Source organism: Sorangium sp. So ce321 (assembly GCF_051530195.1).
Taxonomy (GTDB): Bacteria; Myxococcota_A; Polyangia; order Polyangiales; family Polyangiaceae; genus Sorangium.
Map to the genome: position 1 here is coordinate 6524671 of NZ_CP150329.1, position 22812 is coordinate 6547482.

At 74.6% G+C, this 22812-nt stretch carries 17 protein-coding genes and 1 pseudogene; 11 read left to right on the top strand and 7 right to left on the bottom strand.

The genetic code is table 11. From position 1 onward, the window contains the following. Positions 1-114 precede the first annotated feature (114 nt). Positions 115-1374, bottom strand: a complete 1260-nt coding sequence (locus WME89_RS24080; protein ID WP_438011432.1) for a hypothetical protein — start codon at positions 1372-1374, stop codon at positions 115-117. Positions 1375-1659: 285 nt separating this feature from the next. Next, the gene (locus WME89_RS24085) at positions 1660-4437 is read right to left on the bottom strand and encodes a transglycosylase SLT domain-containing protein (RefSeq protein ID WP_438011433.1); all 2778 of its coding nucleotides are present in this window, start codon (positions 4435-4437) and stop codon (positions 1660-1662) included. Between the two features lie 302 nt (positions 4438-4739). Here WME89_RS24085 and WME89_RS24090 point away from each other — a divergent pair, with 302 nt between their 5' ends. The 4 genes and pseudogenes from WME89_RS24090 to WME89_RS24105 form a co-directional block, all read left to right on the top strand. Further along, complete coding sequence (locus WME89_RS24090) at positions 4740-5222, top strand: MarR family winged helix-turn-helix transcriptional regulator (RefSeq protein WP_438011434.1); 483 nt, start codon at positions 4740-4742, stop codon at positions 5220-5222. 354 nt (positions 5223-5576) lie between these two features. Further along, positions 5577-6701 carry a hypothetical protein gene (locus WME89_RS24095; protein ID WP_438011435.1) on the top strand — a complete coding sequence of 375 codons (1125 nt, stop codon included), beginning with the start codon at positions 5577-5579 and terminating at the stop codon, positions 6699-6701. A 325-nt stretch (positions 6702-7026) separates the two neighbouring features. Further along, on the top strand, positions 7027-7830 hold the full coding sequence (locus WME89_RS24100; RefSeq protein WP_438011436.1) for a CDP-alcohol phosphatidyltransferase family protein: 804 nt from the start codon (positions 7027-7029) through the stop codon (positions 7828-7830). A gap of 221 nt (positions 7831-8051) precedes the next feature. Continuing rightward, a pseudogene (locus WME89_RS24105) lies at positions 8052-8684 on the top strand (phosphatase PAP2 family protein); the annotation flags it as partial. 47 nt (positions 8685-8731) lie between these two features. Here WME89_RS24105 and WME89_RS24110 read toward each other — a convergent pair. After that, a complete protein-coding gene (locus WME89_RS24110; RefSeq protein WP_438011437.1) occupies positions 8732-9445 on the bottom strand; it encodes a cob(I)yrinic acid a,c-diamide adenosyltransferase in 714 nt (237 codons plus the stop codon). A 99-nt stretch (positions 9446-9544) separates the two neighbouring features. Between WME89_RS24110 and WME89_RS24115 the strand changes: the two genes are divergently transcribed. Both WME89_RS24115 and moeB read left to right on the top strand, forming a co-directional pair. Then, complete coding sequence (locus WME89_RS24115; RefSeq protein ID WP_438011438.1) at positions 9545-11101, top strand: hypothetical protein; 1557 nt, start codon at positions 9545-9547, stop codon at positions 11099-11101. Between the two features lie 87 nt (positions 11102-11188). Next, positions 11189-12352, top strand: a complete 1164-nt coding sequence (gene moeB, locus WME89_RS24120) for a molybdopterin-synthase adenylyltransferase MoeB (RefSeq protein ID WP_438011439.1) — start codon at positions 11189-11191, stop codon at positions 12350-12352. Positions 12353-12449: 97 nt separating this feature from the next. On the opposite strand, the gene WME89_RS24125 is transcribed toward moeB, so the two are convergent. Continuing rightward, entirely contained in the window at positions 12450-12782 is a 333-nt protein-coding gene (locus WME89_RS24125) for a hypothetical protein (RefSeq protein WP_437663882.1), read from the bottom strand. Positions 12783-12972: 190 nt separating this feature from the next. Here WME89_RS24125 and WME89_RS24130 point away from each other — a divergent pair, with 190 nt between their 5' ends. The 5 genes from WME89_RS24130 (at position 12973) to WME89_RS24150 (ending at position 17649) form a co-directional block, all read left to right on the top strand. After that, positions 12973-13440 (top strand): hypothetical protein, encoded by a 468-nt coding sequence (locus WME89_RS24130; RefSeq protein ID WP_438011440.1) that lies wholly within the window; start codon positions 12973-12975, stop codon positions 13438-13440. 235 nt (positions 13441-13675) lie between these two features. After that, entirely contained in the window at positions 13676-14692 is a 1017-nt protein-coding gene (locus WME89_RS24135) for a tetratricopeptide repeat protein (RefSeq protein ID WP_438011441.1), read from the top strand. 59 nt (positions 14693-14751) lie between these two features. Beyond that, the gene (locus tag WME89_RS24140; RefSeq protein ID WP_438011442.1) at positions 14752-15840 is read left to right on the top strand and encodes a hypothetical protein; all 1089 of its coding nucleotides are present in this window, start codon (positions 14752-14754) and stop codon (positions 15838-15840) included. Between the two features lie 50 nt (positions 15841-15890). Then, the gene (locus tag WME89_RS24145) at positions 15891-16106 is read left to right on the top strand and encodes a hypothetical protein (protein WP_436618804.1); all 216 of its coding nucleotides are present in this window, start codon (positions 15891-15893) and stop codon (positions 16104-16106) included. Positions 16107-16167: 61 nt separating this feature from the next. After that, positions 16168-17649 carry a hypothetical protein gene (locus WME89_RS24150; RefSeq protein WP_438011443.1) on the top strand — a complete coding sequence of 494 codons (1482 nt, stop codon included), beginning with the start codon at positions 16168-16170 and terminating at the stop codon, positions 17647-17649. A gap of 22 nt (positions 17650-17671) precedes the next feature. Here the strand turns inward: WME89_RS24150 and WME89_RS24155 are convergent, their stop codons facing one another. From WME89_RS24155 to WME89_RS24165, 3 genes are read right to left on the bottom strand one after another with little or no spacing between them, the layout of a single operon-like run. Further along, a complete protein-coding gene (locus WME89_RS24155; protein WP_438011444.1) occupies positions 17672-19564 on the bottom strand; it encodes an ArnT family glycosyltransferase in 1893 nt (630 codons plus the stop codon). Further along, complete coding sequence (locus tag WME89_RS24160) at positions 19561-20547, bottom strand: hypothetical protein (RefSeq protein WP_438011445.1); 987 nt, start codon at positions 20545-20547, stop codon at positions 19561-19563. The genes WME89_RS24155 and WME89_RS24160 overlap by 4 nt, the downstream gene beginning before the upstream one ends. A gap of 2 nt (positions 20548-20549) precedes the next feature. Further along, positions 20550-22631, bottom strand: coding sequence for a hypothetical protein (locus WME89_RS24165; RefSeq protein WP_438011446.1), 2082 nt, complete (start codon positions 22629-22631; stop codon positions 20550-20552). Positions 22632-22812: the final 181 nt, after the last annotated feature.

Here is a 22812-nt window from a genome sequence, read left to right on the forward strand (position 1 = left end):
GCGCTGGAAGAGAAGGGGCAACGCGCGTGAGCGGCGCGCTGGAAGAGAAGGGGCAACGCGCGTGAGCGACGCGCGGCGGCGACCAGGGACGCGCAGGGTCTCCGGCGCGCGGGGCTAGAGATCGCCGTGGAGCGGCGCCGGCACGCGCCAGGCCACGATCTCGACGTGCTGAGCGCGGTTGAAGGGCCGCTCGAGGAGCCGCGGGCAGCACTGCCGCGAGCGGAACAGCTCGAGGATGTAGCTCATGCGCTCGCGCAGCGACGCCCAGTCCTCGGCGCCGCACCCGGACGTCGTGTGGTCGTGCGCGTCGTACTCGCGCAGCAGCTCGTAGAGCTCGCGGTCCTCGATGTTCGCGAGCTCCGCGCAGTGGAGCGGCGACCCGGGGGGCGCCGGCAGATCGTGGCCGAGCTCGAGGAGCTCGTCCGGGAGGCGCATGGTCATCATCTCCTTCGTCGCCACGAGCCGCCAGAGGGCATGCACCTTCTCGATCTTGTCCTGGATCATCGATCGCAGCGCCTCGGGCAGGCGCCGCCCGGGCGAGCCGACCGTGTCGAGCATGCAGCGGAGGGGCGCGTTGAGCGATCGCGCGATGTACGGCTGGAGCCGCACCTGCTCGTGGAGCCCGACGCGCGCGTTGGCGAGGAGGATCAGCTCGGCCTTCTTGTCGCGATCCTCCGTGAGCATCGCCTCGTGGTACTGGGCCATGGCGCTGCGGAGCAGCCCCTGCCCGCCCTCCGGCGACGGCCCCGGCTGCAGGCCCTCGATCAGGGCCGCGAGCTGCGCCTCGCCCGGCCGCGGGCAGTCCCGGTATAGCTGGATCATGCGGGCGAACAGCGGCCCGAGCTCCGCGAACACCTTGAGGTTGCCGAGGGCGATGTCCGCGCTCAGCTCGCCCAGGATCCGCTCCGGAATGTCCATGAGCCCGAGCCCGTGGCCCCACCACGGCGCGAGCGCGTCGAGCGCGCTGATGCGCGGCGCGCTCTCCCGCTCGGGCTCGCCCTGGCCGCGCAGCCTCACGCCGCTGACGCGCGGCGGGAAGCTCTCCCGCTCTTCCTCGTCCGCGAGGATCACGCGCCGGAGCACGGCCGGCACCTCCTCGTTGCGGATGAAACGCCCTGCAGTCTTGGACGCCCACGTGGCGAAGGTGCACCAGTGGGCGTTGCGCCCGCCGAGCAGCCGCACGAGCTCCGCAGAGAGATCGTGGTAGCACTGCGTGATGAGCAGGTTGCGCAGCACCGGCTGATCCTGCAGCGCGATGACCGCGTGCACCTGGTCGAGCAGCGAAGGCAGCTCGGATGTCTCGAAGAGCACCTCGGCGGGAGTCGCCCTCGAGGTGGCCCGCGCCGAGCGGTCCACGACGCCGCTTCGCGTCATGGGAGTCGCCGGCTTCGCGCCCTCCGACGGCAACGAGCGGGAGGTCCGATAGGCGGTGTCCTGGAAATGTGCGGCGTGTTCGCTCGCTGGTGCCGCAGACATCAGCGGCTTTGCAGGGGTCGTCATTCTCCCTTGCTATCTCCAACTGATACCAGCTGTCCATACCTGTCCATAAGTCCATGGCAAGAAAGCCGGAATGGCATGTAGCGTGCTTGTGAGTCTCCTGAACGCGCGGTTCCCCTTGATTTCGGCAAGGGCGGAGCGGCGCCCAGCGCCGCGCCGGGGTCAGGGCGCTGACGGCGCGGGGAACGCGGAAGGCGCGGATGGCACGGGCGAGGCGGGGGCAGCGGTCACGAGGCCGCTCCCTGCCGCCGCGCCGCGCGGCCAGGTCGTGACGATCACCCGGTGCTCGCGGCGGAAGGTCCGCGCGACGACGGCGCGCACGTCGGCCAGATCGACCTCCTCCAGCGCGCGCAGCAGCCGCGGCACGCTGCCCGGATCGAGCGCGGCGCGCAGCCGCAGATCCGTGATCGGCCGGGCGGACGCGGGCGGCGGGGCGACGGCGGAGCGCCGCGCGAGCTCCTTCTCGAGGTCGAGCCTGAGCAGGGCCTTCGCGAGGGACAGCTCCTTCCAGGTCGGTCCGGACGCCGCCAGCGACGCGAGCTCGGCGTCGAGGCGCTGCTCCAGCTCGGCGGCGCTGCGCGACGGGGCAGGCGTGAGCTCCACCGCCGCCACGCTCGCGTGCGCGCCGAGCGACAGCCGCCCCGTCACCTCGGTCGCGAGCTGCCCCTCGGTCGCGAGGGCCTTCGCGAGCCGCGCGACGCGCACGCCGGTGAGGATCTCCATCGCCACCCGGAGCGACGCCTCGTCCGCGCCGCCCTCCGGCGGCGCGAGCCAGCCGTAGAGCAGGCGCGGCGCCGGCACCGCGTCCTCGACGACGAGCCGCTCCTCGCGGGGGTGCGGCCCGACTGGCCGCTCGGGCTCCGCCGCGACGCGCTGGAGCGCGCGCGCGAGCGCCGGCTCGACCGCCGCGCGGGACACGTCGCCCGAGAGCGCGATCGTCGCCTGGGCCGCGCCGCGCTCGCGCCGGAGCGACTCGGTGAGCAGGAGCTCGCTCGCCGCGCTCGCGTCACCGCGCGCCCCGATCAGCGTGCCCTCGAGCGGGTGCCCGGCGGGGAACAGCGCCTCCCCGAGCGCGAGCCACGACGGGCCGTAGGGCGTCCGCTCGAGCGCGCGCCGCGAGGCCTCGCTGGCTTGCCTCCGGAGCTCGGCCACGCGCGCCGAGCTCGCCTCGCCGAGCAGCATCCGGAGCCGCGCCGCGACGAGGTCGATCCCGACCTCGAGCTCGCGCGGAGGGACCGTGATCGCGACGCGCGCCTCGCTGGCCAGCGCGGGCCCGGCCGCCCACCCCTCGCCCGCGGACGGCGCCGGGACCGCGACGGCCGCGCTGATCGAGACGAGCGGCGCCGCGGGATCCTCCCTCAGGTCGACCGAGATGCCGTTCGGGAGGCGGAAGCGCTGCACCTGCTCCCGGCCGAGCCCCGCGAGGAGGCTGATCTGCTTCTCGATCTCCGCCTCTCGCCCCTTGAGGGCGCGGCGCGCGGCGAGGTCGGCGCCGTCGAACGGCGACGCCGCGACGAGGCGGCCGCTCCGGATGCCGAGCGGATCGTCCTCGAACGCTGGGCGCCAGCCGACGCCGCCGCCGATCATCACGATCGGGAGCTTCGCCTCCAGCGCCTCCGGGTTGCCGAGGAGCGGCATCGGCGCAGGCGCCTGGCCGGGCGGGGTGAAGAGCGGGAGCCGGTTCCGGCCGAGCGACACGGGGCGGGGCGGCAGCGACGCGCCGTCCAGCGCCAGCGCGCCGCCCGGCGACGGCGCGGCGCCCAGCGCGGCGGCCGCGCTGGCGCTGGACGGCGCGTCGGCCTCGCCCTCGTCGAGCTCCTCGTGCTCGAGGTAGGCGGGGAAGAGGGCCATGGCGCGCGCGACGCGATCGGCGGGCAGCGAGACCAGGTGGTCGACGCGGCCCGGCGGGACGCGGTCGCGCAGGAGCTCGGGGTTGTGCTCGCGCAGCACCGCCGTCGAGATGCCCGCCGCGCGCGCGATGGTGCGGAGCCGCGTCCCCGGCGGCACCGCCACCTCGCCGAGATCGAGCGGCGGGAGCGGCGCGACGTCGGGCAGATCCAGCCCGAAGCGGGCGCGGTTCGCCGCGACGATGGCGAACGCCACGATCTGCGGCACGTAGTCCGCCGTCTCCCGGGGGACGACGCCGGCCTGCGCGAGCTCGGCGAGCCCGATCGGCCCGCGGGCCTCGAGATCGCGCGTCGCCGCGACCTTCGACAGCGCCCGGAGGACGCCCTCGTGGCCGAGGTTGTACGCCGCGAGCGCGAGATCCCACCGGCCGAAGCGCTCGTAGAGGTCGCGCAGGTGCGCCGTCGCTGCGTCCGTGGCGCGCGCGAGGCTCATGCGCCCGTCGATCCACTCGGATTGCTCCAGGCCGTAGGCCTCGCCCGTCCTCGGCATGAACTGCCAGAGCCCGGCCGCGCCAGCCGGCGAGACCGCCCGCGGATCGAAGCCGCTCTCCACCGCCGCGACCCAGAGGAGATCCTCCGGCAGGCCCGCCTCGCGGAGCGAACGCTCGACGATCTCGCGGTACGCGCCGGCGCGCCGGAAGCGCCGCTGGAACACGGCCCGGCCCTCGTCCGACTGCGCGAAGAAGCGGACGAACCGCATCGTGCGCCGCGTGAGGGGGACGTCGAGGTCCGGCATCGCCAGCGTGGCGAGCGTCGCCCCTTCGGGGTCCTCGAGATCCTCGTCCGTCGCGGGCTGGAACTCGCGCACGACCAGCGCCGTGAGCGCGGGCGGCGCGTCGCCGACGGGCGGAAGGCACGCGTCGGCCACGGGAGAGTCCACCGGCGCGCGCTCGAGCAGGCCGGGATCGCGGAAGGCGCGGTACGCCGCCGAGAAGGACGCGCGCACCGACGGCGCCTGGCCGACGACCGCGCCGGTGCCACAGATCAGCGCGCCGAGCCCGGTCCACAGAGCGGCTCGCCGTGCCCAGCTCATCAGCGCCGATCTTGCTCCGAAACGGTCCGCCAGCGCTACGGCAAAGCGCGGAGACAGCGGCCGTCATGTGCGCTGCTCGACGCCGCGCGCCGCCTCCGCGTCTGTCCTGCCGCCGCCGCGCGGCTCCTCTCCCTCTCCGGCGGGGCTTCCCCTCCCCGCCTGCCCCCTCCTCCCCCGCCCTGTCCCGTCTGCCCGTGGCTGCGCTCCGCGTGACGCGTCTGCCTCGCCGACCTGGCGCTCGCCTTGCCTCGTGCGGCCAAGCACTAGCCGCCTGCGCCCGGGCGAGCTAGCAAGCGTCGACGATGCGCTCGTCTCATGCCTCCCCACCTTCCGAGAAGAGCTCGCGGCTGGGCGAGGTGCTCGACTTCATGAAGCTCCTGTGGGCCGTCGATCACGGCCTCCAGTCGACCTCGAAGCGCATGGAGGCGAAGATGGGCGTGACGGGTCCGCAGCGGCTCGTCATCCGCATCGTCGGCCGCTACCCCGGGATCTCCGCCGGGCAGCTGGCCGAGATCATGCAACTGCACCCGAGCACCCTGACGGGCGTGCTCAAGCGGCTGCAGGAGCGCGGCATCATCGAGCGCCGGGTCGATCCGAACGACGGTCGCCGCGCGCTCCTGGGCCTCACCGCGCGCGGGCGAGAGCTCGACAGCCTCCGCACCGGGACGGTGGAGGCGGCCGTGCGACAGGCCCTGAAGGCGGTGCCCCGGCGCAAGCTCGAGGCGGCGCAGGACGTGCTCGCGGCCGTCGCCGAGGCGCTGCGGCCGCAGGAAGACGACGAGTAACCGCGTCGGATCGGCGCGCGGCGCGCGCGTTTCAGTCAGGGCAACGCAGGTAGGTCGGCGCCCGGATGGCGCGGCAGGCGCGCGAGGCGCCGGCGCCGCCCGGCGCTGAGCGAGCGAGGCTTCGCGCCCTGAGCGCCGCGCCATCTGCGCGAAACGCGCGGCCCTGCCGCGACCGGCCGGCCCCCCGGACATCGAACGGAGGAGCAGCGGTCGCCCCGCACGGCAGCCGTTTCCCACCGTCCCGGAGACGGAGGAGGAGCCGCCGCGCCGGACCCGCAGACGACGCCCTCGGCGCGGCCGCCGCCCGGCGCGCGCCGCGCCGAGGGACTCTCAACACAACGCAACGGGGGAACCATGAAGCACTCGATTCCTGGCGCGATCGGCGCGGCGATCATCGCCGCCACGTGGGGCTGCGGCTCTGGCGGGGGTGGCGGCGGAGCCACCACCGGCGGCGGAGAGAGCGGGAGCCAGGCCGCCGCCTGCACGCTGACGGCGCAGGGGCTGGAAGTGAGCAGCGGCGACGGGGCCACGCCCTCGATCGCCTGGACCGGGGCGGGCTTCGCCGTCGCCTGGCAGGAGCGCGGGGCCGACGAGGGCGACATCCACCTCGCCGTGCTCGACGCGGACGGCAACGAGCTCCGGGACGAGGTGATCGAGGGGGGTCCGGGGGTCTCCAGCCACCCGAGCGTCTACCGCGACGGGGAGGGCCTGCTCGTCCTCTGGCAGGATGAAGACGGCGCGGGGAGCGTCGTGCGCGGCCGCCGCGCCACGCTGACGGGGGTCGCCGCGGGCGACGCCTTCGATCTGGTCAAGAGCGGCGCGGCCGAGTCGTGGCCCATCGCCGCGGCGAGCCGGGACAGGGTGCTCCTCGCGTGGATGGACGCCGGCGGGTCGCTGCTCGGGTCGCTCGACCGCGGCGCGTTGGGCAGCTCGACGCCGCTGGACGCTGCGCAGTTCCCGTCGGTGGCGACCGACGGCGACGCGACCGCGCTGGCCTGGGCCCAGGGCGACACGATCCGCTTCGCCAGGACGAGCCAGGGGAGCGCGCCTCTCGAGCCGATCGCTCACCAGGGCGTCGCCGCGAAGCTGACGCGCGTCGCGCTCGGCGGGGGCGACGCCTTCGTCGCCTGGGAAGACACCCGTGGCGGCGCGGAGCGGATCCTCGCGCTCCGGATCTCCGCGCAGAACGAGGTGTCCCGCGAGGCGGAGGTCTCGCGGGGCGAAGGCAGCGCGAACTGGCCGGCGCTCGCGTGGACCGGCAGCAGCCTGGCCGTCGCGTACTACCAGTTCCGCGAGCGGTACCCGGCCGTCTTCGTGACGCTGCTGCGCCGGGATCTCACGCCGACGGGCGTCGAGCTCGAGGTGAGCGGCGACGCGCCCGCGCGGTACCCGTCGCTGGCCTGGACAGGGCAGGAGCTCGGGATCGCCTACGCGGAGAAGGATCGGGGCATCCGCCTCTCGCGCGTCAGCTGCCGTTAGCCAGCGCCGCACGTGCGCGCTCGCCCCGGGCGCCCGCGCTAGGTGGCGCCACGTACACACGCGCGATCGCGCCCCTCCACGCGCGCAGCCTCGCCCTCTGCACGCGCGCAGCCCCGCCCTCTGCACGCGCGCAGCCTCGCCCTCTGCACGCGCGCAGCCTCGCCCTCTGCTCCCTCTCTCTGCACGCGCGCGACCGCGCACCGGCGCAGCCTGGCCGCCCGCGGCGGTGCTGCCTGCCCCTCGCCGCGGTCGCGGCTCGAACCCTGCAATCTCCCTCGCCGTGGCCGCTCTCCCCTGCGCCCTTGCGATCCTAATCTGCACAGCCGTGCTCGGCGCCTACGCCCTGCGCGTCGCGCGCCACGGCCGGCCGACGATGCCGCGGCTCGGCGACTCCCCGGGGAGCGCGCTGCTACCCGGCTCGGTCGTCGAGGCCTTCTACTGGTCGTTCCACGCCCCTGCCCGCGCGCTCGTGCGCCTCGGCGTCTCGCCGGACGCCCTCACCTACCTCTCGCTCGCGCTGTCGCTCGCGTGCGCCCCGCTCCTCGCGACCGGCCGCTTCCGGGCTGGCGCCGCGCTGCTCGTGGCCAGCGCGATCCTCGACGCGCTCGACGGAATGGTGGCGCGCGAGGGCGGCAGGGCGTCGCGCGCCGGCGCGGTGCTCGACTCGTGCCTCGATCGCCTGTCCGACGCCGCGCCGCTCATCGGCCTCGCCGTCTTCTACCGCGGGCACGCCGCCGCGCTCGCGATCCCGCTGGCCGCCATGGCCGCCTCGTCGCTCGTGAGCTACGCGCGCGCCAAGGCCGACGTCTACCGGATCTCGCTGCCGAACGGGCTGATGCGCCGCCACGAGCGGCTCGCCTACGTCGTCGCGGCGCTCGTCTTCGGCCCGGCCGTGCCGACAGCGCGGCTCACGGGCGCGCTCCCCTTCCCGATCACGCTCGCGTGCCTCGCCCTCGTCGCGGGCGTCGGGCTCGCCGCGGGCCTGCGCCTCGTGCAGCGGACGCGCGCCGCCCTCGCCGCGGCCGACGCGGCGGATCTGCTCGGGACGCGGGCGACGGCGCGCGGCCCGGACGAGGGAGAGCGCCGGCGCCTCCTCGGCAGCGGCAAGGCCACGAGCGCGCCGCTGTGATGCTGCTCCGGCACGCGCGCGCCCTGTGGGGCCGCCTGTGGTGGCTGCCCGCGCTGCCGTGGCTCGCCTACCTCGCGCTCCTCGAGAGGCGCGGCGCCGCGCGCTGGGACCACGCCGCGGTGGCCGCCCTCGTCGCGGCGAGCGTCTACGCGAGCCAGCGCTCGCGGCGCTTCTTCCTGAACGCCCTGCCCTTCCTGCTCCTGTTCCTCGTGTACGACGCCATGAGGCAGCTCGGCGGCGGGCTCGCCGCGCCGGGCCACGTCCTCGGCTGCGAGCTGCGCGCGGCCGAGCTCGCGCTCTTCGGCGTGGAGATCGGCGGGCGGCGGCTCACGCCGGGCGAGCTGCTCGCGCGGCTGCAGCGCCCCGCGCTCGACCTCCTCTGCGCCATCCCTTACGGCGGCTACGTGCTCGTGATGGTGGCGCACTGGCTCCACCTCTACCGGAGCGACGCGACCGCGGCGCGCCGGTTCGCCTGGCTCGCGTTCACGACGCACCTGCTCGGCTTCATCACCTACCGCCTGCTGCCCGCCGCGCCCCCCTGGTACGTGCAGGCCCACGGGTGCGCGATCGATCCGGCCGCCCAGAGCTCCCCCGCCGCGCTGCTGCGCGTCGACGCGATGCTCGGGATCACCTACTTCCGCGACCTGTACAGCCGCGGCGCCACCGTCTATGGCGCGCTGCCGTCGCTCCACGTGACGTACCCGCTCTACGGGCTGCTCGCGACGCTCCACAAGGCGCGCGCGCCGTCCGTCGCCGTCCAGCTCGCCTACGCCGCGCTCATGCTGTTCGCGGCGATCTACCTCCACCACCACTGGCTGATCGACGCGCTGCTCGGCTACGCCTACGTCGCTGTCGCGTGGGCGCTCGTCCTCCGGACCCTCCCCGGCGAGGGCGGCCCGGATCAGGCGGGCGGCGTCTTTGCGCCGCTCGCCGAGGCGTCGGGCTCCCAGAGGATCTCCGGCGTCCCGAGGAGCGCGGCCGCCCAGCGGCTCCAGACGAAGAGCGCGTCGCTCAGGCGGTTCAGGTAGCCGACCGCCAGCGGATCGGCGTGGCCCGCCTGCGCGAGGCGCACACAGCAGCGCTCGGCCCGGCGGCAGACCGTCCGCGCCACGTGGAGATCCGTGTTGAGCCGCGAGCCGCCGGGGAGCACGAACGAGCGCAGCGGCGCCAGATCGGCCTGGCAGCGGTCCATCTCGGCCTCGAGCAGCTCGATCTCCGCCTGCGTCACGCGGGGCTGCTTCGGGTGGACGTCCTCCGGGAGCGTCGCGAGGATCGACCCGAGGTTGAAGAGCTCGTGCTGCACGCGGAGCAGCGTGCGCCCGAGGTCGCTCAGCCGCTCGGCGCTCCCGGCGGGCGCCCCCGGCAGGAGCTCGATCAGCGTCTGCCGCGCGGCCCCGACCAGCGCGTTGAGCTCGTCGACCGTGCCGTACGTCTCGAGCCGCGCGTCGTCCTTCGACACGAGCTGCCCGCCGACGAGCCGGGTCTTCCCTCCGTCCCCCTGCCGCGTGTAGACGCGGCTGATCGTGATCTTCGGCGCGCTGAACACGCGCCCGCCGCTCTGATCCTCGGCCTTTGCCCCGAGGGCACCCGTCCCGCGCGTATCGTCGTCGCTCACAGGGATCCCACGTAAAGCGTGAGGACATCAGGGTCAAGGAACGCCCGTGACAAGGCCGGATTGGCGATCCTCCGGCTGCGGTGGAACAGTCCTGTCCCTATGCTTTCGCGTTCCCCGGCGCCGCTGCTCCGTCGTCCTGTCTGGCTCACCCTCGCCCTCGCCGCGCTCCCTGTCGCGGCCGGCTGCGCCGCCGAGCCCGCCGCGCGGCCCGAGCCGCGGCCGGCCGTCACGGCGGAGATGGCGCGCATCGGCGAGAGCCGGAGGCGCATCGACGAGGCCAGCCGCGCGCTGTCGGACAAGCGGTACGCCGAGGCCCGCGCGCTGCTCGACAGGGCGAGCGGCCTGGGCGTCGACTCGCACCGCTACGAGATCGGCGAGCTGCGCGAGAAGCTCGACCGGCGCGAGGCGAGGCTGTGGGCCAGCGAGGCCGCCGAGCTGCTCGAGCAGCGGGAATGCGATGCCGCGTTCGGCAAGCTGTCGGCGCGGATCGACCAGCTGAAGAGCGAGGCGTTCACCCAGGAGGCCCGGCGGCTCGTGGCGTCGGAGGCCGTCGCGTGCGCGAGCGGGAAGGTCGACGCGGCGACCACCGCCGGCAAATTCGCGGAGGCGCGCGCCTTCCTCGCGGCGGCGCCGACGCGGAACGCCCTCGGCGACGCGGCCTCGGAGCGGCTCGCCGCGGAGCTCGACGCCACGGTCGCCGAGGCCCTCTACGCGCAGGTCGAGCCCGACGTCGCGGCCGGGCGCTGGGCGAGCGCGGTCGAGAAGCTCGACGCCGCCGTCAAGCGCGGCGACGCCTCCGAGGACCAGGGGCGCGCGCTGCTCGGGCGCGTCCGCGCCGCCGCGACACCGAGGCTCACCGACGCCGCCGGCAAGGCGGTCGGCACGCAGGGCGCGGCGGCCGCGCTGAAGGAGCTCGACGCGACCATCGCGCTCCTGCGCTGGGAGGCGCTCGCGCCCGGCGCCGAAGAGCTGCCGGGCAGCAGCGCGCTGCCCGAGGCGCTCGCCCGGAAGCGCGCCGCCCTCGCCGCGTGGGTCGAGGCGATGCGGGTCCAGATGAAGCCCATGAAGAAGCCGGAGAAGCGCTGGTCCCACGGCGCCGTCGCGCTCGCGCCCGCCGCGGACATCGAGGGCGAGGCGAAGCAGAGCCTCGCGCCCTCGACGCCCGTCTGGATCATCGGCCAGGCCAAGCAGCGCGCCCTGGTGACCGCGGTCGACCCCGGCTCGGCCGTGCTCGCCACGGCCCTCGACCTCGCGATCGGGTGGGCGCCGCTCCCGCGCCTCGCGCCCGAGCCGACCGCCGACTGGCTGCCGCCGAACGACCAGCTGAAGGGCGAGCGCGTGTGGGGCCCGCTCCGGGAGAAGCAGCCCACGCTGGAGCTCGGCGTGGTGAGCGACGTCCGGGGCGCCGACATCATCGTCCAGCGGCTCGCCGACGACGCGGAGGTCAAGGTGTCGCGCAAGCAGCTCCGCAGCGGGCGCCTCGCCCCGGGCACCCGGGTGCTCGCCCTCTGCAAGTCGGAGAACGAGCCGGCGACGATCGTCGACGTGCCGCCCGCCGGCCGGGTGGCGCGCATCCAGTGCGAGGGGGGCGCGCAGAAGGAGGAGCCGCTCGCCTCCCTCCGGTCAAGGCCCGATCTGCTGCCCGGGAGCCGCTAGCGGCGCCCGCCAGCGACCCGCGACGGTCGTCCGTCGTTGACACGTAGCGCCGCGCACCTAAGTCTCCCAGTCTCTTGAGGAGCCACGATGCCTACGACCTATAGCGACCTCATCTCCGACGTCCGCAAATCCATCCGCGAGCTCTCGATCGCCGAGCTCAAGCGCCGCCTCGACGACAAGGTCCCGATGCTGCTCCTGGATGTGCGCGAGAAGGAGGAGTACCGCGCCGGCTTCATCCCGGGCGCCATCTCGATCCCCAGGGGCTTTCTGGAGATGCAAGTCGAGCAGAAGCTCCCCGACAAGTCCGCGCACATCGTCGCCTATTGCGCCGGCGGCACGCGCTCGGCGCTCGCCGCGAAGACGCTCCAGGAGCTCGGCTACACCAACGTGGAGAGCGTGAACCCTGGCTTCTCCCGCTGGAAGGACATGAGCTTCCCGGTCGAGCTGCCCCCCAACCTCACCGACGCGCAGCGCGACCGGTACTCCCGTCACCTGCTCCTGCCGGAGGTCGGCGAGGCCGGCCAGGCCAGGCTGCTCGCCTCCAGGGTCCTCCTGCTCGGCGCCGGCGGCCTCGGCAGCCCGGCGGCCCTGTACCTGGCCGCCGCCGGCGTGGGGACGCTCGGCCTCGTCGACGCCGACGTCGTCGACACCTCGAACCTCCAGCGGCAGATCCTCCACGCGACCTCGCGCGTGGGCATGCCCAAGGTCGACAGCGCCGAGGTGGCCATCCGCGACCTGAACCCCGACGTGAAGGTCGTGAAGTTCCAGGAGCGGCTCGACAGCGGCAACGTCGACCGCATCTTCGACCAGTTCGACATCGTCATCGACGGGTGCGACAACTTCCCGACGCGCTACCTCGTGAACGACGCCTCGGTCTTCAAGAAGAAGCCGGTCATCCACGGCTCGATCTTCCGCTTCGAGGGCCAGGTGACGACGTTCGTGCCGGGCGTCGGGCCCTGCTACCGGTGCCTCTACCCCGAGCCGCCGCCCGCGCACCTCGCGCCGAGCTGCCAGGAGGCAGGCGTGCTCGGGATCCTCCCCGGCATCGTCGGCATCGTCCAGGCGACCGAGGCGGTGAAGCTGATCCTCGACAAGGGGACGCCGCTCATCGGCCGGCTCCTCACCTACGACTCGCTGCGCATGAAGTTCGGCGAGCTCAAGCTGCGCCGCGACAAGAACTGCCCGGCTTGCGGCGAGTCGCCGACCATCACGAGCTACATCGACTACGAAGGCTTCTGCTCGATCGGCTGATCGAGCGTCGCGCGCGGCCGGCGCCGCTTCCCGTGCGGCGCCGCGCTCGCGACCCGCGCCGCGTCCCGCGCGGCGCGGAGGGGCGCGCCCCGCGACGTCACGCGGGGTACTCGAGCACGGTGCTCTTCTCGGGCCGGTCGATGCGCTCCACGCGGCTCGTCACGATCTGCCGCTCCAGCCCGTCGGGGTCCACCTGGGTGAAGTAGATGGGGGAGCCGACGCGCGCGTGCTGCGGCTCCGGGATCACGACGCCGTTCGGGTTGATCCGGACCGCGCCCTGCAGCTTCAGGTGCAGCGCCAGGTGGGCCGGCCTGAACTTCCTCGCGGCCCGATCGCGGACGGCGACGCAGATCTCGTCGCGGACGTGATACTCGGTGTTGCGGGTGATGAAGACCCGGTGCCTGCGGCGCTCCGACCCCGTGTAGCTCATGCTCGCTCGTCGCTCCTTCGCGCCCTTCCGCGCGACGCGCATCGTGGCAAGGCGCGCCGCGCGGGGCCAAATTCGTCGCTGCCGCGCGGCGCCTGCGTCCGGCACAGAAGCGGGTGTCGCCGCAACTTTGTGCGAATCTCCGCGCGCTTCTGGGAACGCGTCGCGCTGCGATGCCACGATCGCGATCGCAATGCAGCGCAGCGAGCGTCTACCCGGTCCCGGTCTGGCCAAGGTCCAGAGCCCGCCGCTCTTCCAGCGACGGCGCGTCGAGCTCGTGACCTGCTCGACGGGGCGCCTCCACGCGCTGTTCGATCATGCCGACGTGCTGAGCGAGGGCAGCACGCGCAGCGAGGAGGGCGGGCTCGTGTACTACGGGTCGACCAGCCTGCACGTGGCGCTGCCGCCGGACGCGCCGCTCGATCAGGCGCTCGACCGGGCGCTCGCGCTCGACCCCCACCTCAGGCTGCGAGCGCTCCGCGTCGCCCAGCGCGAGGCCACCGCGCGCGCGGGGGGCCCGCTCGGGCCGATGCACGCCGAGATCCGCTGCGGGCTCGCGCCGCGCGCGGCGACGACCTCGTTCGCGCTGACCGTGGACGTCACGGCGCGCGTGCTGCTGACCACGACGACGACGAAGACGGCGCGCCCGACGCGCGCGTGATCGCCATGCGAAATTCCCCCCGAAGACCGCTCGCCGGCGCGCAACCTCCGCGATTTTTTGCGCCCGCGTTCCCCGCGAGGCAAAGGCGAGATCGCGGTCGCGCCGATCGAGCGCCCTGCCCTCTTGACGCGCGTGCCCACGTGGAGAACGGGAGCCATGCGGCTCGAGGCGAGGTACGCTCCACACGACGCGCTCTGCCTCCGCCGATCCTTCACGCGGAGCTGGCGACGCTGCGATGAGCAAGAAGGACCGTTCCGCCTCCGGCGATTCCGACAAGGTGATCCACGTCGTGTTCGGCCCTGGTGGAGGGCGGGTGTCGGAGCCCCCGCCCTCGCCGCGGGCCGGCGCGCCCGACGCGCCGCTCCCCGCGCCGGGGGCGCGCGAGCCGGTCACGGACATGTTCACCGGCACCGAGGTCGCGCGGCTGCTCGGCATCTCGCCCGGGCGGCTGCGCTCGCTCGATCGCGCCGGCATCGCGGCGCCGAGCGGCCGCCGGCGCGGGCGGCGCGCGTACACCTTCTCGGATCTGATCGCCCTGCGCGCCGCGCGCGACCTCATCGCCCGCAAGGTGCGCCTGCGCGAGGTAGCGCGGGCGATCGACAACATCCGCGCCGCGCTCCCCAAGGTGACGCGCCCCCTCGCCGAGCTCCGCGTCGCCTTCGACGGCAAGGCCGTCGTGGTCCGGAGCGCCCTGGGCGCGTTCGAGCCGCTCACCGGGCAGATGGTGCTCGACTTCGAGGTGAAGGACCTGCGCGACGACGTCGTCCGCGTGCTCCGCCCGAAGGTGGGCAGGGAGCGCGCGCGCACCGCCTACGAGGTCTACATGCAGGCCAGCCAGCTCGACGAGGACCCGGCGACCATGGACGAGGCCGAGGCGCTCTACCGGCGCGCGCTCGAGATCGACCCGTGGCTGGCGATCGCCTACACGAACCTCGGCAACATCTGCTTCCGGCGCAACGCCGAGGAGCAGGCCGAGGCGCTCTACATGAAGGCGCTCGAGCTCGACGCGGCCCAGCCGGAGGCGCAGTACAACCTCGGCTACGTGATGCTCGAGCGCGGCCAAGCGGCCGAGGCCATCCGCTACTTCCGCGGCGCCATCGCGAGCGATCCGCGCTTCGCGGACGCCTATTACAACCTGGCGATGGCGTACGAGCAGATCGGCGATCCAACGCAGGCGCGCCCTTGCTGGCGCCGGTACCTCGAGCTCGAGCCGACGGGCACGTGGGCCGAGATCGCGCGCAAGCACCTGTGAGCCGCGGGGCGCCGCGGGGTTGATCGGGCGGGCCTCTTTTCCTGCATACTGCGGCCGTCATGGACCAGCAGGGCGCACCGCTCGGCGCGGCGAACCACCCCCCTGGAGGCCATCCTCCGGGCGGCCCCCCGCCCGGCGGCTACGGCCCTCCCGGCGGCTACGGCCCTCCCGGCGGCTACGGCCCTCCCGGCGGCTACGGCCCGCCCGGCGGCTACGGCCCTCCCGGCGGTCACGGCCCTCCCGGCGGCCACGGCCCTCCCGGCGGTCACGGCCCTCCCGGCGGCCACGGCCCTCCCGGTTACGGCCAGCCTCCGCCGCCGTTCGGGGCAGCCACGGGGTACTTCGGCGGCGCGCCGGTCAGGCCGCCGCCGAAGCGGTCGAACGTCGCGCTCTTCCTCGGGATCGGCTGCGGCGCGGTGTTCCTGCTGTGCATCCTCGCGGGCGCGGTGGCCATCTACGTCTCCACGGGCGTCGCGGCCCGCGAGCTCGCCACGCGGCCGACGTCGCGCCCCCCGGTGCCGGTGCTCGACGGCCCCGTCGACGCGCCCGACGCATCCGCTGACCAGGGCGTGCTCCGCGCGGAGATCCGCGACCTGCGGTCCTTCCCGTCGCGCGCCGGGAAGCTCCACCATTTCATCGGCGAGATCCACAACGTCGGGGCGCTCCCGATCGGCGCCCCGAGCGCGCGGGTGACGCTCTATGACGGTCGCGACGTCGCCCTCGAGAGCGGCGACTGCGCAACCCAGGTGCGCTTTTTGCCGCCAGGCGAGAAGGTCCCGTGCTTGTTCACGACGCAGAGGCCCGCGGCGCTGGCCGCGTTCAGGGCCGAGGTCGCCACCGCGGCCCCTTCCTTCCGGGGCAAGCTCGCCAAGCTCAGCATCGCGGACACGAAGTTCACGCCGACGCGCGGGCAGAGCCCGTACCAGGTGTCGGGCAGGATCACGAACGAGTCGACCTTCACGGCGCGGTCGGTGCTCGCGATCGTCTCGCTCTACGGCGCCGACGCGAAGATCGTCGGCGTGAGCCAGATCCGCGTGGGCGCCGGGGATCTCGCGCCGCTGGCGAGCGGGTCGTTCGAGGCGAGCATCGTCGATGTCGCCGACGCGCCCGCGACGTGGCAGGTGTTGGCGGTCGGGTACAGCGAGTGAGCGCGCGAGGCTCTGGCCGCGCGCGAGAACCCAGGAGAGAGGTGAACGAGATGAGCGACGTGGGATCGGCCCGGCGGGCCAAGGACGAGCTCAAGGCCAAGATCAGCGGCGAGCCGTGGTGTGTCGGCATCGGGGTCGAGCGAGAGGACGGGGTCGGGTTCATCGTGCGCGTCAGCGTCCGGTCTGGAGGGGCCGACGCGGCGCGCGCAGCGATCCCGGAGCGGATCGGCGGCGTCCTGATCAAGGTGATCGAGAACGACCCCTGAGCACGTCTGACCCGCGGTCTCGTATCGCCAGCCCGCGCAAACCGTGTAAGCTGCGCGCCTCGTGAACGAGCGCAATCTCTCCCGCCGACTTTCCACGAGCATCGTTGATGCGCTGAAGGCGCACGGGCACATCCTCGTGGCCAGGGGCGGCGCGACCGCGCTGGCGCGCGAGCTCGAGGACCGGATGGCCGCGGTCATCACGGCCATCGCCCCCCGGCTGGAGCCGTGGGCCATCGTCGACGGAGAGGTGACGAGCACGTTCGGCAGCGACGAGCTCGACGATCAGGTCGAGGAGCTCGTCGCGAGCCTCACGAGCACGCTGATGGAGTCCGAGCACGTCGAGGACATCTTCACGGAGGACAACGTCATCCAGCGCGACGTCTTCCGGGTGATGCGCGACGCGCTGCTCGGGCCGCGCCCCGAGCTCGCCCTCGAGGACGACGGCCCGGTGCAGGTGCGGCTGGACATGCTCGGGTACGTCGCCTCGACGGTCGGCAAGCGCGCGCCGGCGCAGGTGCTGCACGAGGTGCTGGCGCGCGCGGCCGAGGCCGCCGGCGGCAAGCTGACGGCCTACGACGCTGAGCTCCGCGAGGCGACGTTCTCGGTCGAGGGCAGCGACCCCGACGCGCGGCTCGAGCTCGAGGAGGCCGTGGCCGACGAGCTCTCCGACCTGGTCGAGGCGAAGGTGGTGACGCTCCCGATGATGGAGCGCCGCTTCGAGCTGCAGCGCCGGATCGAGGCCGGAGCGCGCGCCGGCCTGCGCCAGCGGATCGACGCGCTCGCGTCGAGGATGCTGCGCGAGGGCGGCTGCGCCGCGTCGTGGGAGCTCGTGGGCGACCGCGTCCTCCGGCTGAAGCTCACCCCGCTGTCCGAGCAGGATGCGCTCGAGGTCGACAGCCACATGACGGAGTTCACGCGCGAGATCGCCGCGCTGCTCGGCGAGCCGCTGGACGAGCTCGGCGCGGCGATCAAGCCGGCCGCCGCGCCGCTGCGCACCGACGCCCCGGCGTCGCGACGCCGCGAGTCCCCTCCGGAGCCGGTGGCGGCGGGCGACGAGGACGATCTCGACGAGGACGAGGACGACGGCCTCGACGAGGATGAGGACGACGACCTCGACGAGGACGAGGACGATCTCGACGAGGACGAGGGCGACGACCTCGACGAGGACGAGGACGATCTCGACGAGGACGAGGACGACGACCTCGACGAGGAGGAGGGCGACCTCGACGAGGGCGAGGACGATGCGCCCGCCAGGAAGCCCGCCGCGCCGGCGAAGTCGCGCAGGCCAGCCGAGCTGGCGGCGGAGCGGCCGGCGGCGAGCAAGCCCAGGGCGGCGGTGGCGGTCCGAGGCGCGAAGAAGGAGCCGGCCAAGAAGGCGGCCGCCGCGCCCCGGAAGGCGGCCGCCCCTGCGGAGAAGGCCGCGACAGGGAAGGCGGCTCCGGCCAAGAAGGCCGCCAAGGCCCCCGCCAAGAAGGCGGCGCCGGCCTCGGCCAAGAAGGCCGCCAAGGCCCCCGCCAAGAAGGCGGCGGCGAAGAAGCGCTGACGGCGCGCTTCCGGCAGGACGCTCACCGCATCGTGTTGCGGTAGACCAGGATCACCGGCACTCCGTCGAGCCCGGCGATGTGATCCGGGCTCGTGGTCCCGAACGCGACCCACGCCTGGTACGCCTGCCCGAGCATGTGCTTCTCGTGGTGGTAGAGGGCGAAATCCGCGCCCGCGACCGCGCCGACGCCGCGGATGTCCTTTCGCAGGCGCCCGTCGCGCAGCAGCATGTCCCAGGCCTGTCCGGCGGTGTCGTGGATGTACACCGTCCCGCGGGGCGGGACGTGCTCGTTGAGGTACGCCGCGACCGCGCCCGTGGTGTACCCCCAGAAGGTGCGGTTCAGCCCGAGGGTCGCCGCCCCGGGCGCGCCGCCGACCAGCGGCGTGTAGCTCGAGAGCGCCCACGGGTGGGCGTGCAGCGTCTCGGCGACCGGCGCCGCGATCACCGCCGCGCCGAGCAGCACCGGCACCAGCGGCCCGCCGGCGGCGCGCGCGAGCGCGGGCCCGGCGGCGCCCGCGAGCGCGGGACCACGCCAGCCGCGCGCGGGCGCGGCAACGTCGGCTCGCGCGCCGGCGCCGCGCCGGGGGCGCGCCAGCGCGCGGAGCGCGAGGCGCGCGCGCCTCACCGCGGCGGAGAACGCCGCGCCGGCGAACAGGGCGACGAACGGGTAGGCGGTCATCCAGTGCTTCGTGCCGCCGAAGATCGGCGTGCTCGGCGAGAGCCAGGCGCCGTACACGGCGGCGATGGCGAGGAACCAGAGCAGCGCGGCGCCGCCGGGGTCGCGCGCGGGCGGGCGGAGCCGCGCGGCGAGCGCGCGCGCCGCGGCGAGCGCGCTCCCCCCGCCGGCCGGGGCGAGCCGCGCCGCCGCGCGCGCGAGCGGATAGAGCAGCCGCTCGCGCGCGCTGGCGCAGAGCCCCGCGGCGAAGAGGCAGAGCGTCACGACGGGCACCGTCGCCGCGGTCATCACCGGCGCGTACGCCCTCGGCATCGGCGGCGTCCAGTAGTTCCGGCCGAGGAACTCCATGTTGTAGTACTCGTGGTTCAGGTGGAACGACGCGTACTCGCGGAGGCGCGGGAGCGTGTCGCGCCAGATCCACGGCCAGAGCGCGTAGAAGACGAGCGGGCCGATCGTCGCCATCGCGGCGAGCGCCGCGAGCGCCCGCCGGCCCTCCCGCGGCGGCGCCGGCGCTGCGGCGGCGGCCTCCCGCGGCGGGCCCTCCGCCGGAGCGGCGGGCGCGACGATCCGCTCCGTGAGCTCCACGGCGATCGCGTGCGCGACGCAGACGATCGGCAAGAACCAGGAGTTGTGCTTCGTGTCGAGCGCCAGGCCGAAGGTGATGCCGGTGAGGACCGGCCACAGCGCGCCGCCGTCCCGCAGCGAGCGCCAGTAGGCGTAGGCGCACACGGCCCAGACGGTCACGATCGGCGCGTCGAAGCACGCGAGGTGCGCGTGGTAGAAGTACCGCGGCATCATCGCGAAGAGCGCGGCCGCCGACGCGCCCGCGATCCGGTCGCGCGCCTGCGTGCCCCAGAGGTACACGAGCGCGACCCCCGCGCCCGACAGGACCATCGCGGGGAAGCGGTAGCTCGTGCCCTCCATGGCGAAGAGGCCGAGCCGCTTCTGCAGGAGGAGGTTGGAGAGCGCGAAGAGCGACTTGATGAGGCCGGGGTGCTCGTGGTTCACGGACCAGGCGGCGTCGATGACCCCGGGGTCGAGCGCGGCGCGCGGCGCCTCGAGGAGCGCCTGGAACCACGCGCCGTAGCGGCTCGCGGCGAAGAAGTAGAACCCCTCGTCGCGCGCGTAGCCGAGGTCGCCCGCGGTCGCGAGCAGGAGGGCGACGTACGCCGCCGCGAACGCGAGCGCGATCGCGCCGTCGGCGAGCGCGAGCGGGGCGGGCCGGGCCGCTTGCCTCATCGGGTGTCTGCCTCGAAGCAGTAGTGGCGGTGCGTGTAGTCCGCCGACGTCACCGCGAACTCGACCTCGGCCTTCGCGGCGCCCGCGTGCGCTCCGAGCGGGAACTCGAACGCCGCCCACCCGTCGCCGTCGACGTGCGTCGCCTCCCCCACGGACTCGCCGTCCACGCGCACGGACAGCGTGACCGGCGCGCCCTGCTGCTCCCGCTCGATGATCCAGTACATCCCCGCGTGCCCGCGGATCACCGAGCCGAGCGGGACGTCGCGGAAGCGCGTGACGATCGCGCCGTCCCGCGGCGGGTGCGACCAGATGCACCGGCGCGGCCGGAACTCCTCGTCCGCGATCACCGTGACGCCGACGTTGAAGAAGGGGCCGCCGGGGCACTCGAAGCGCTCGGCGGGGAACGTCGGGTGGCCGCCGAGGCCCCCGGCCGCGACCCGCGCGCGCGGGTTCCAGCGGCACGCGGCCGGCGGATCGGTGACGCGCACGTCGGCCGACGACGGCGCGACGTGGTCGACGAAGTCGTAGACGACGCGCGCCGGCGACGGGTTCACGAGGCGCCGCAGCACGAAGCCGCCGTGCTCCTGCCGCTTCTCCTCGCGGAAGCCCGCGAGCTCCCCGGCGCGCTCCCCGAGGACGCTGATCTCGACGGCGGCGGCGTAGCGGCTCTCGTCGGGCCTGGCGGCGTCGCGCAGGGGCATGAGCTCGTCGCCGAGCGCGCGGCGCGCGGCCGGGTCGGCCCAGGCGGGCGCGACGACCACGAGGTCTCCGGGCTGCTTCATCGCCGCGAGGGGCGCCTTCACCTCGCGCCAGGCGTCGAAGCCCGGGGCGCGCCGGCTGAAGTAGGCGTGCGCCCCGAGCTCGCCGAGGCCGAGCGCGGGGAGGCCGACGAGCGCGAGCAGGCCGAGGGCGCGGAGCCGTCTGCGCGCGCTCGTCGCCTCGCGCGCGGCCAGGCCCGTCTCGTCGGGCGGCGCTTGGGTCACGGCTACAGCTCGATCGCGTAGATCACGCTGCCGTGCGGCATGCGCTGCATGCGCTCCTCGATCACCCCGCGGAGCGCCTTCCAGGCCCCCTCCTTCTCGACGTACGTGTCGCGGAGGCGCAGCGCGCCCGCCTTGTCGCCGCGCGCCTTGATGCCGAGCACCGTCCTCGCGAGCGCCTCCGCCGCGGCGGGCATCTTGTCCGCCTGGATCGAGAAGCACCCCTTGTCCGTGCCGTTCGCCGCCACCTCGCCGCGGTGGAAGCCGAGCGCGCCCGCGTCGAGCAGGCTGCCGAGCTGGATCGCGGCGAGGTGGGCATACGGCCGCGGCTCGCCGCCGGCTGTGTACATGCCCTGCCCGATCTGCCCGAGCGCCCAGATCACGTCCCGCGCCTCGGACATGCGGGCGAGCGCCGGATCGAGGACGCCGCGCTGCGCGAGCCAGCCGCTGAAGAAGAGCGCGCCGGTCTGCGCCTTGAGCTCCTCGAGCATCGAGGCGAGCCCGCCCCCGTAGATCTCGCTCTCGGTCTTGCCCCGCACCTTGTGGTTGTGCGTCGGGCCCAGGTTGTGGGCCGCCTCGTGCAGCACCGTGCTCAGCGTCGCGACCGGGCGCTCGAGCGAGACGCTCTCCATCGTCGTCTTGCAGAGGAGCGACGCTGTGGCCTCCCGCGTGGCGGCGCGGGTGTCGTCGTCCTGGAGGAGGTTCACCATGGCCATGGTGCGGCCGCGCCCCTCGGTCGCGACAGGCCCCCAGTTCGGCAGGCTCTGCCCCGCGGTCCCGCCGGTCGCCCCGCGCGAGTCGCCGGCGTTCACGAGGACGTCGATGAAGTCGGGCAGGTGGAACGCCACCTTGCGCGCCTTGTACGGCGCGCCCGCGAGCGCCGCGAACGCCGCCTCCATGTCCGCCTTCACGGGGTCGAGCTTCCGCTGCCACGTGAGCGACTCCTGGTTGATGCGCGCGAAGCTCACGTGGAAGCCCGCCTTGCGGCTGCACGGCTCCCAGTAGGTCTCGTCCGGCCCGACGCGCAGGTACCACGCCGAGTTCTCGGCGTTCATCTTCGCCCAGGGCTCGTCCGCGACCTCCCAGCGGTTGTCGAGGAACGCCTGCGCCGCCGCGAGCAGGTACGCCTTGAAGGCCGCCTCGCCGGGGCTCTGGATCGCCTCCGCCGCCGCCTTGAGCTCCCGGCTCACCGCCTCCATCTCGGGCCTGTACGCCTCGCTGTACGGCACGGCGCGGAGCGCGCCGCCCTGCTCGACCACCGCCGTGAAGGGCGACAGGAGCGCCTGCTGGTCCGGGCGCGCCTCGAGCGCGGCGCAGAACTTCTTGTCCTGCTGGAGGCGCGCCGGATAGACGCCGGTGATGCGCGGCGGGTTGCCCGGCACCGCGCTGCAGCTCGGATCGCTCTGGGTCCGGGGCTGCTCGCACCAGGGCCCCTGGTTGCGCCAGAAGAGCGCCCGGCTGGCCGGATCGTCGGCCGGGATCTTGTCGGCCATGCCGGCGGAGCCGAGCTGCTTCGCGTGGATCTGCTCGATGAGCTCGGCCACCTTGAGCAGGTGGCCGACGATGGCGCGGTCCTCGGCCGACGCGCCGCGGAGGTCGGACCGGAGGAGCGACGGGCGGCCGGCAGCGAGCTCCGCGAGGACGGCGTCGCGGCGGCGCTTCTCGGCGTCGTCGAGGCCGGCGCGCGGGTGACCCTCGGTCTTGATCTTGACCATCGCGGCGTAGGCCGAGGTGAACGCCGGCGTGAACGCGCCGGAGGCGACCCAGGCGGGGGCCGTCGTGTGGTGCCACAGGGCGACGACCTCGTCGGGCTCGACGGCGCCCGAGCTGTTGCGGTCGGCGATCCAGAAGAGCGGCAGATCGAGCTCCACCGCGATGCGGTTGAAGTCGAGCCGCGGGATCTGGTCGAAGCGCGGCGCCGGGGGCGCGGCCTGTGCGGCGGCGGGCGCGGGCGGCGCGGCCCTGGGCGGCTCGGCCGGCGGCGCGGGGTGCGGCGCAGCGCAGGCGGCGCCCGCGGCGAGGGCGGCGAGCCCGGCGAGGGCGGCGAGCGGGGCGCGGGAGGGGGTGATCGGGAGGGGGGTCGTCATGGCTGGAGCTCCGGGTGGGGTCCTCGACCTGCGGGGTGCGCGGGGGAGGCCTGCGAGGCCGAGGAGGCGCGCCGCGAGAGCGGCCGGCGCCCTGTCGCGCCGCGAGGGCGGCTCCCCGCGCGATCGGCCGCTGGACTGCCGGGGCGGGCGGGAGCGTAGATCAACGGTGCGCTGCCAGGGC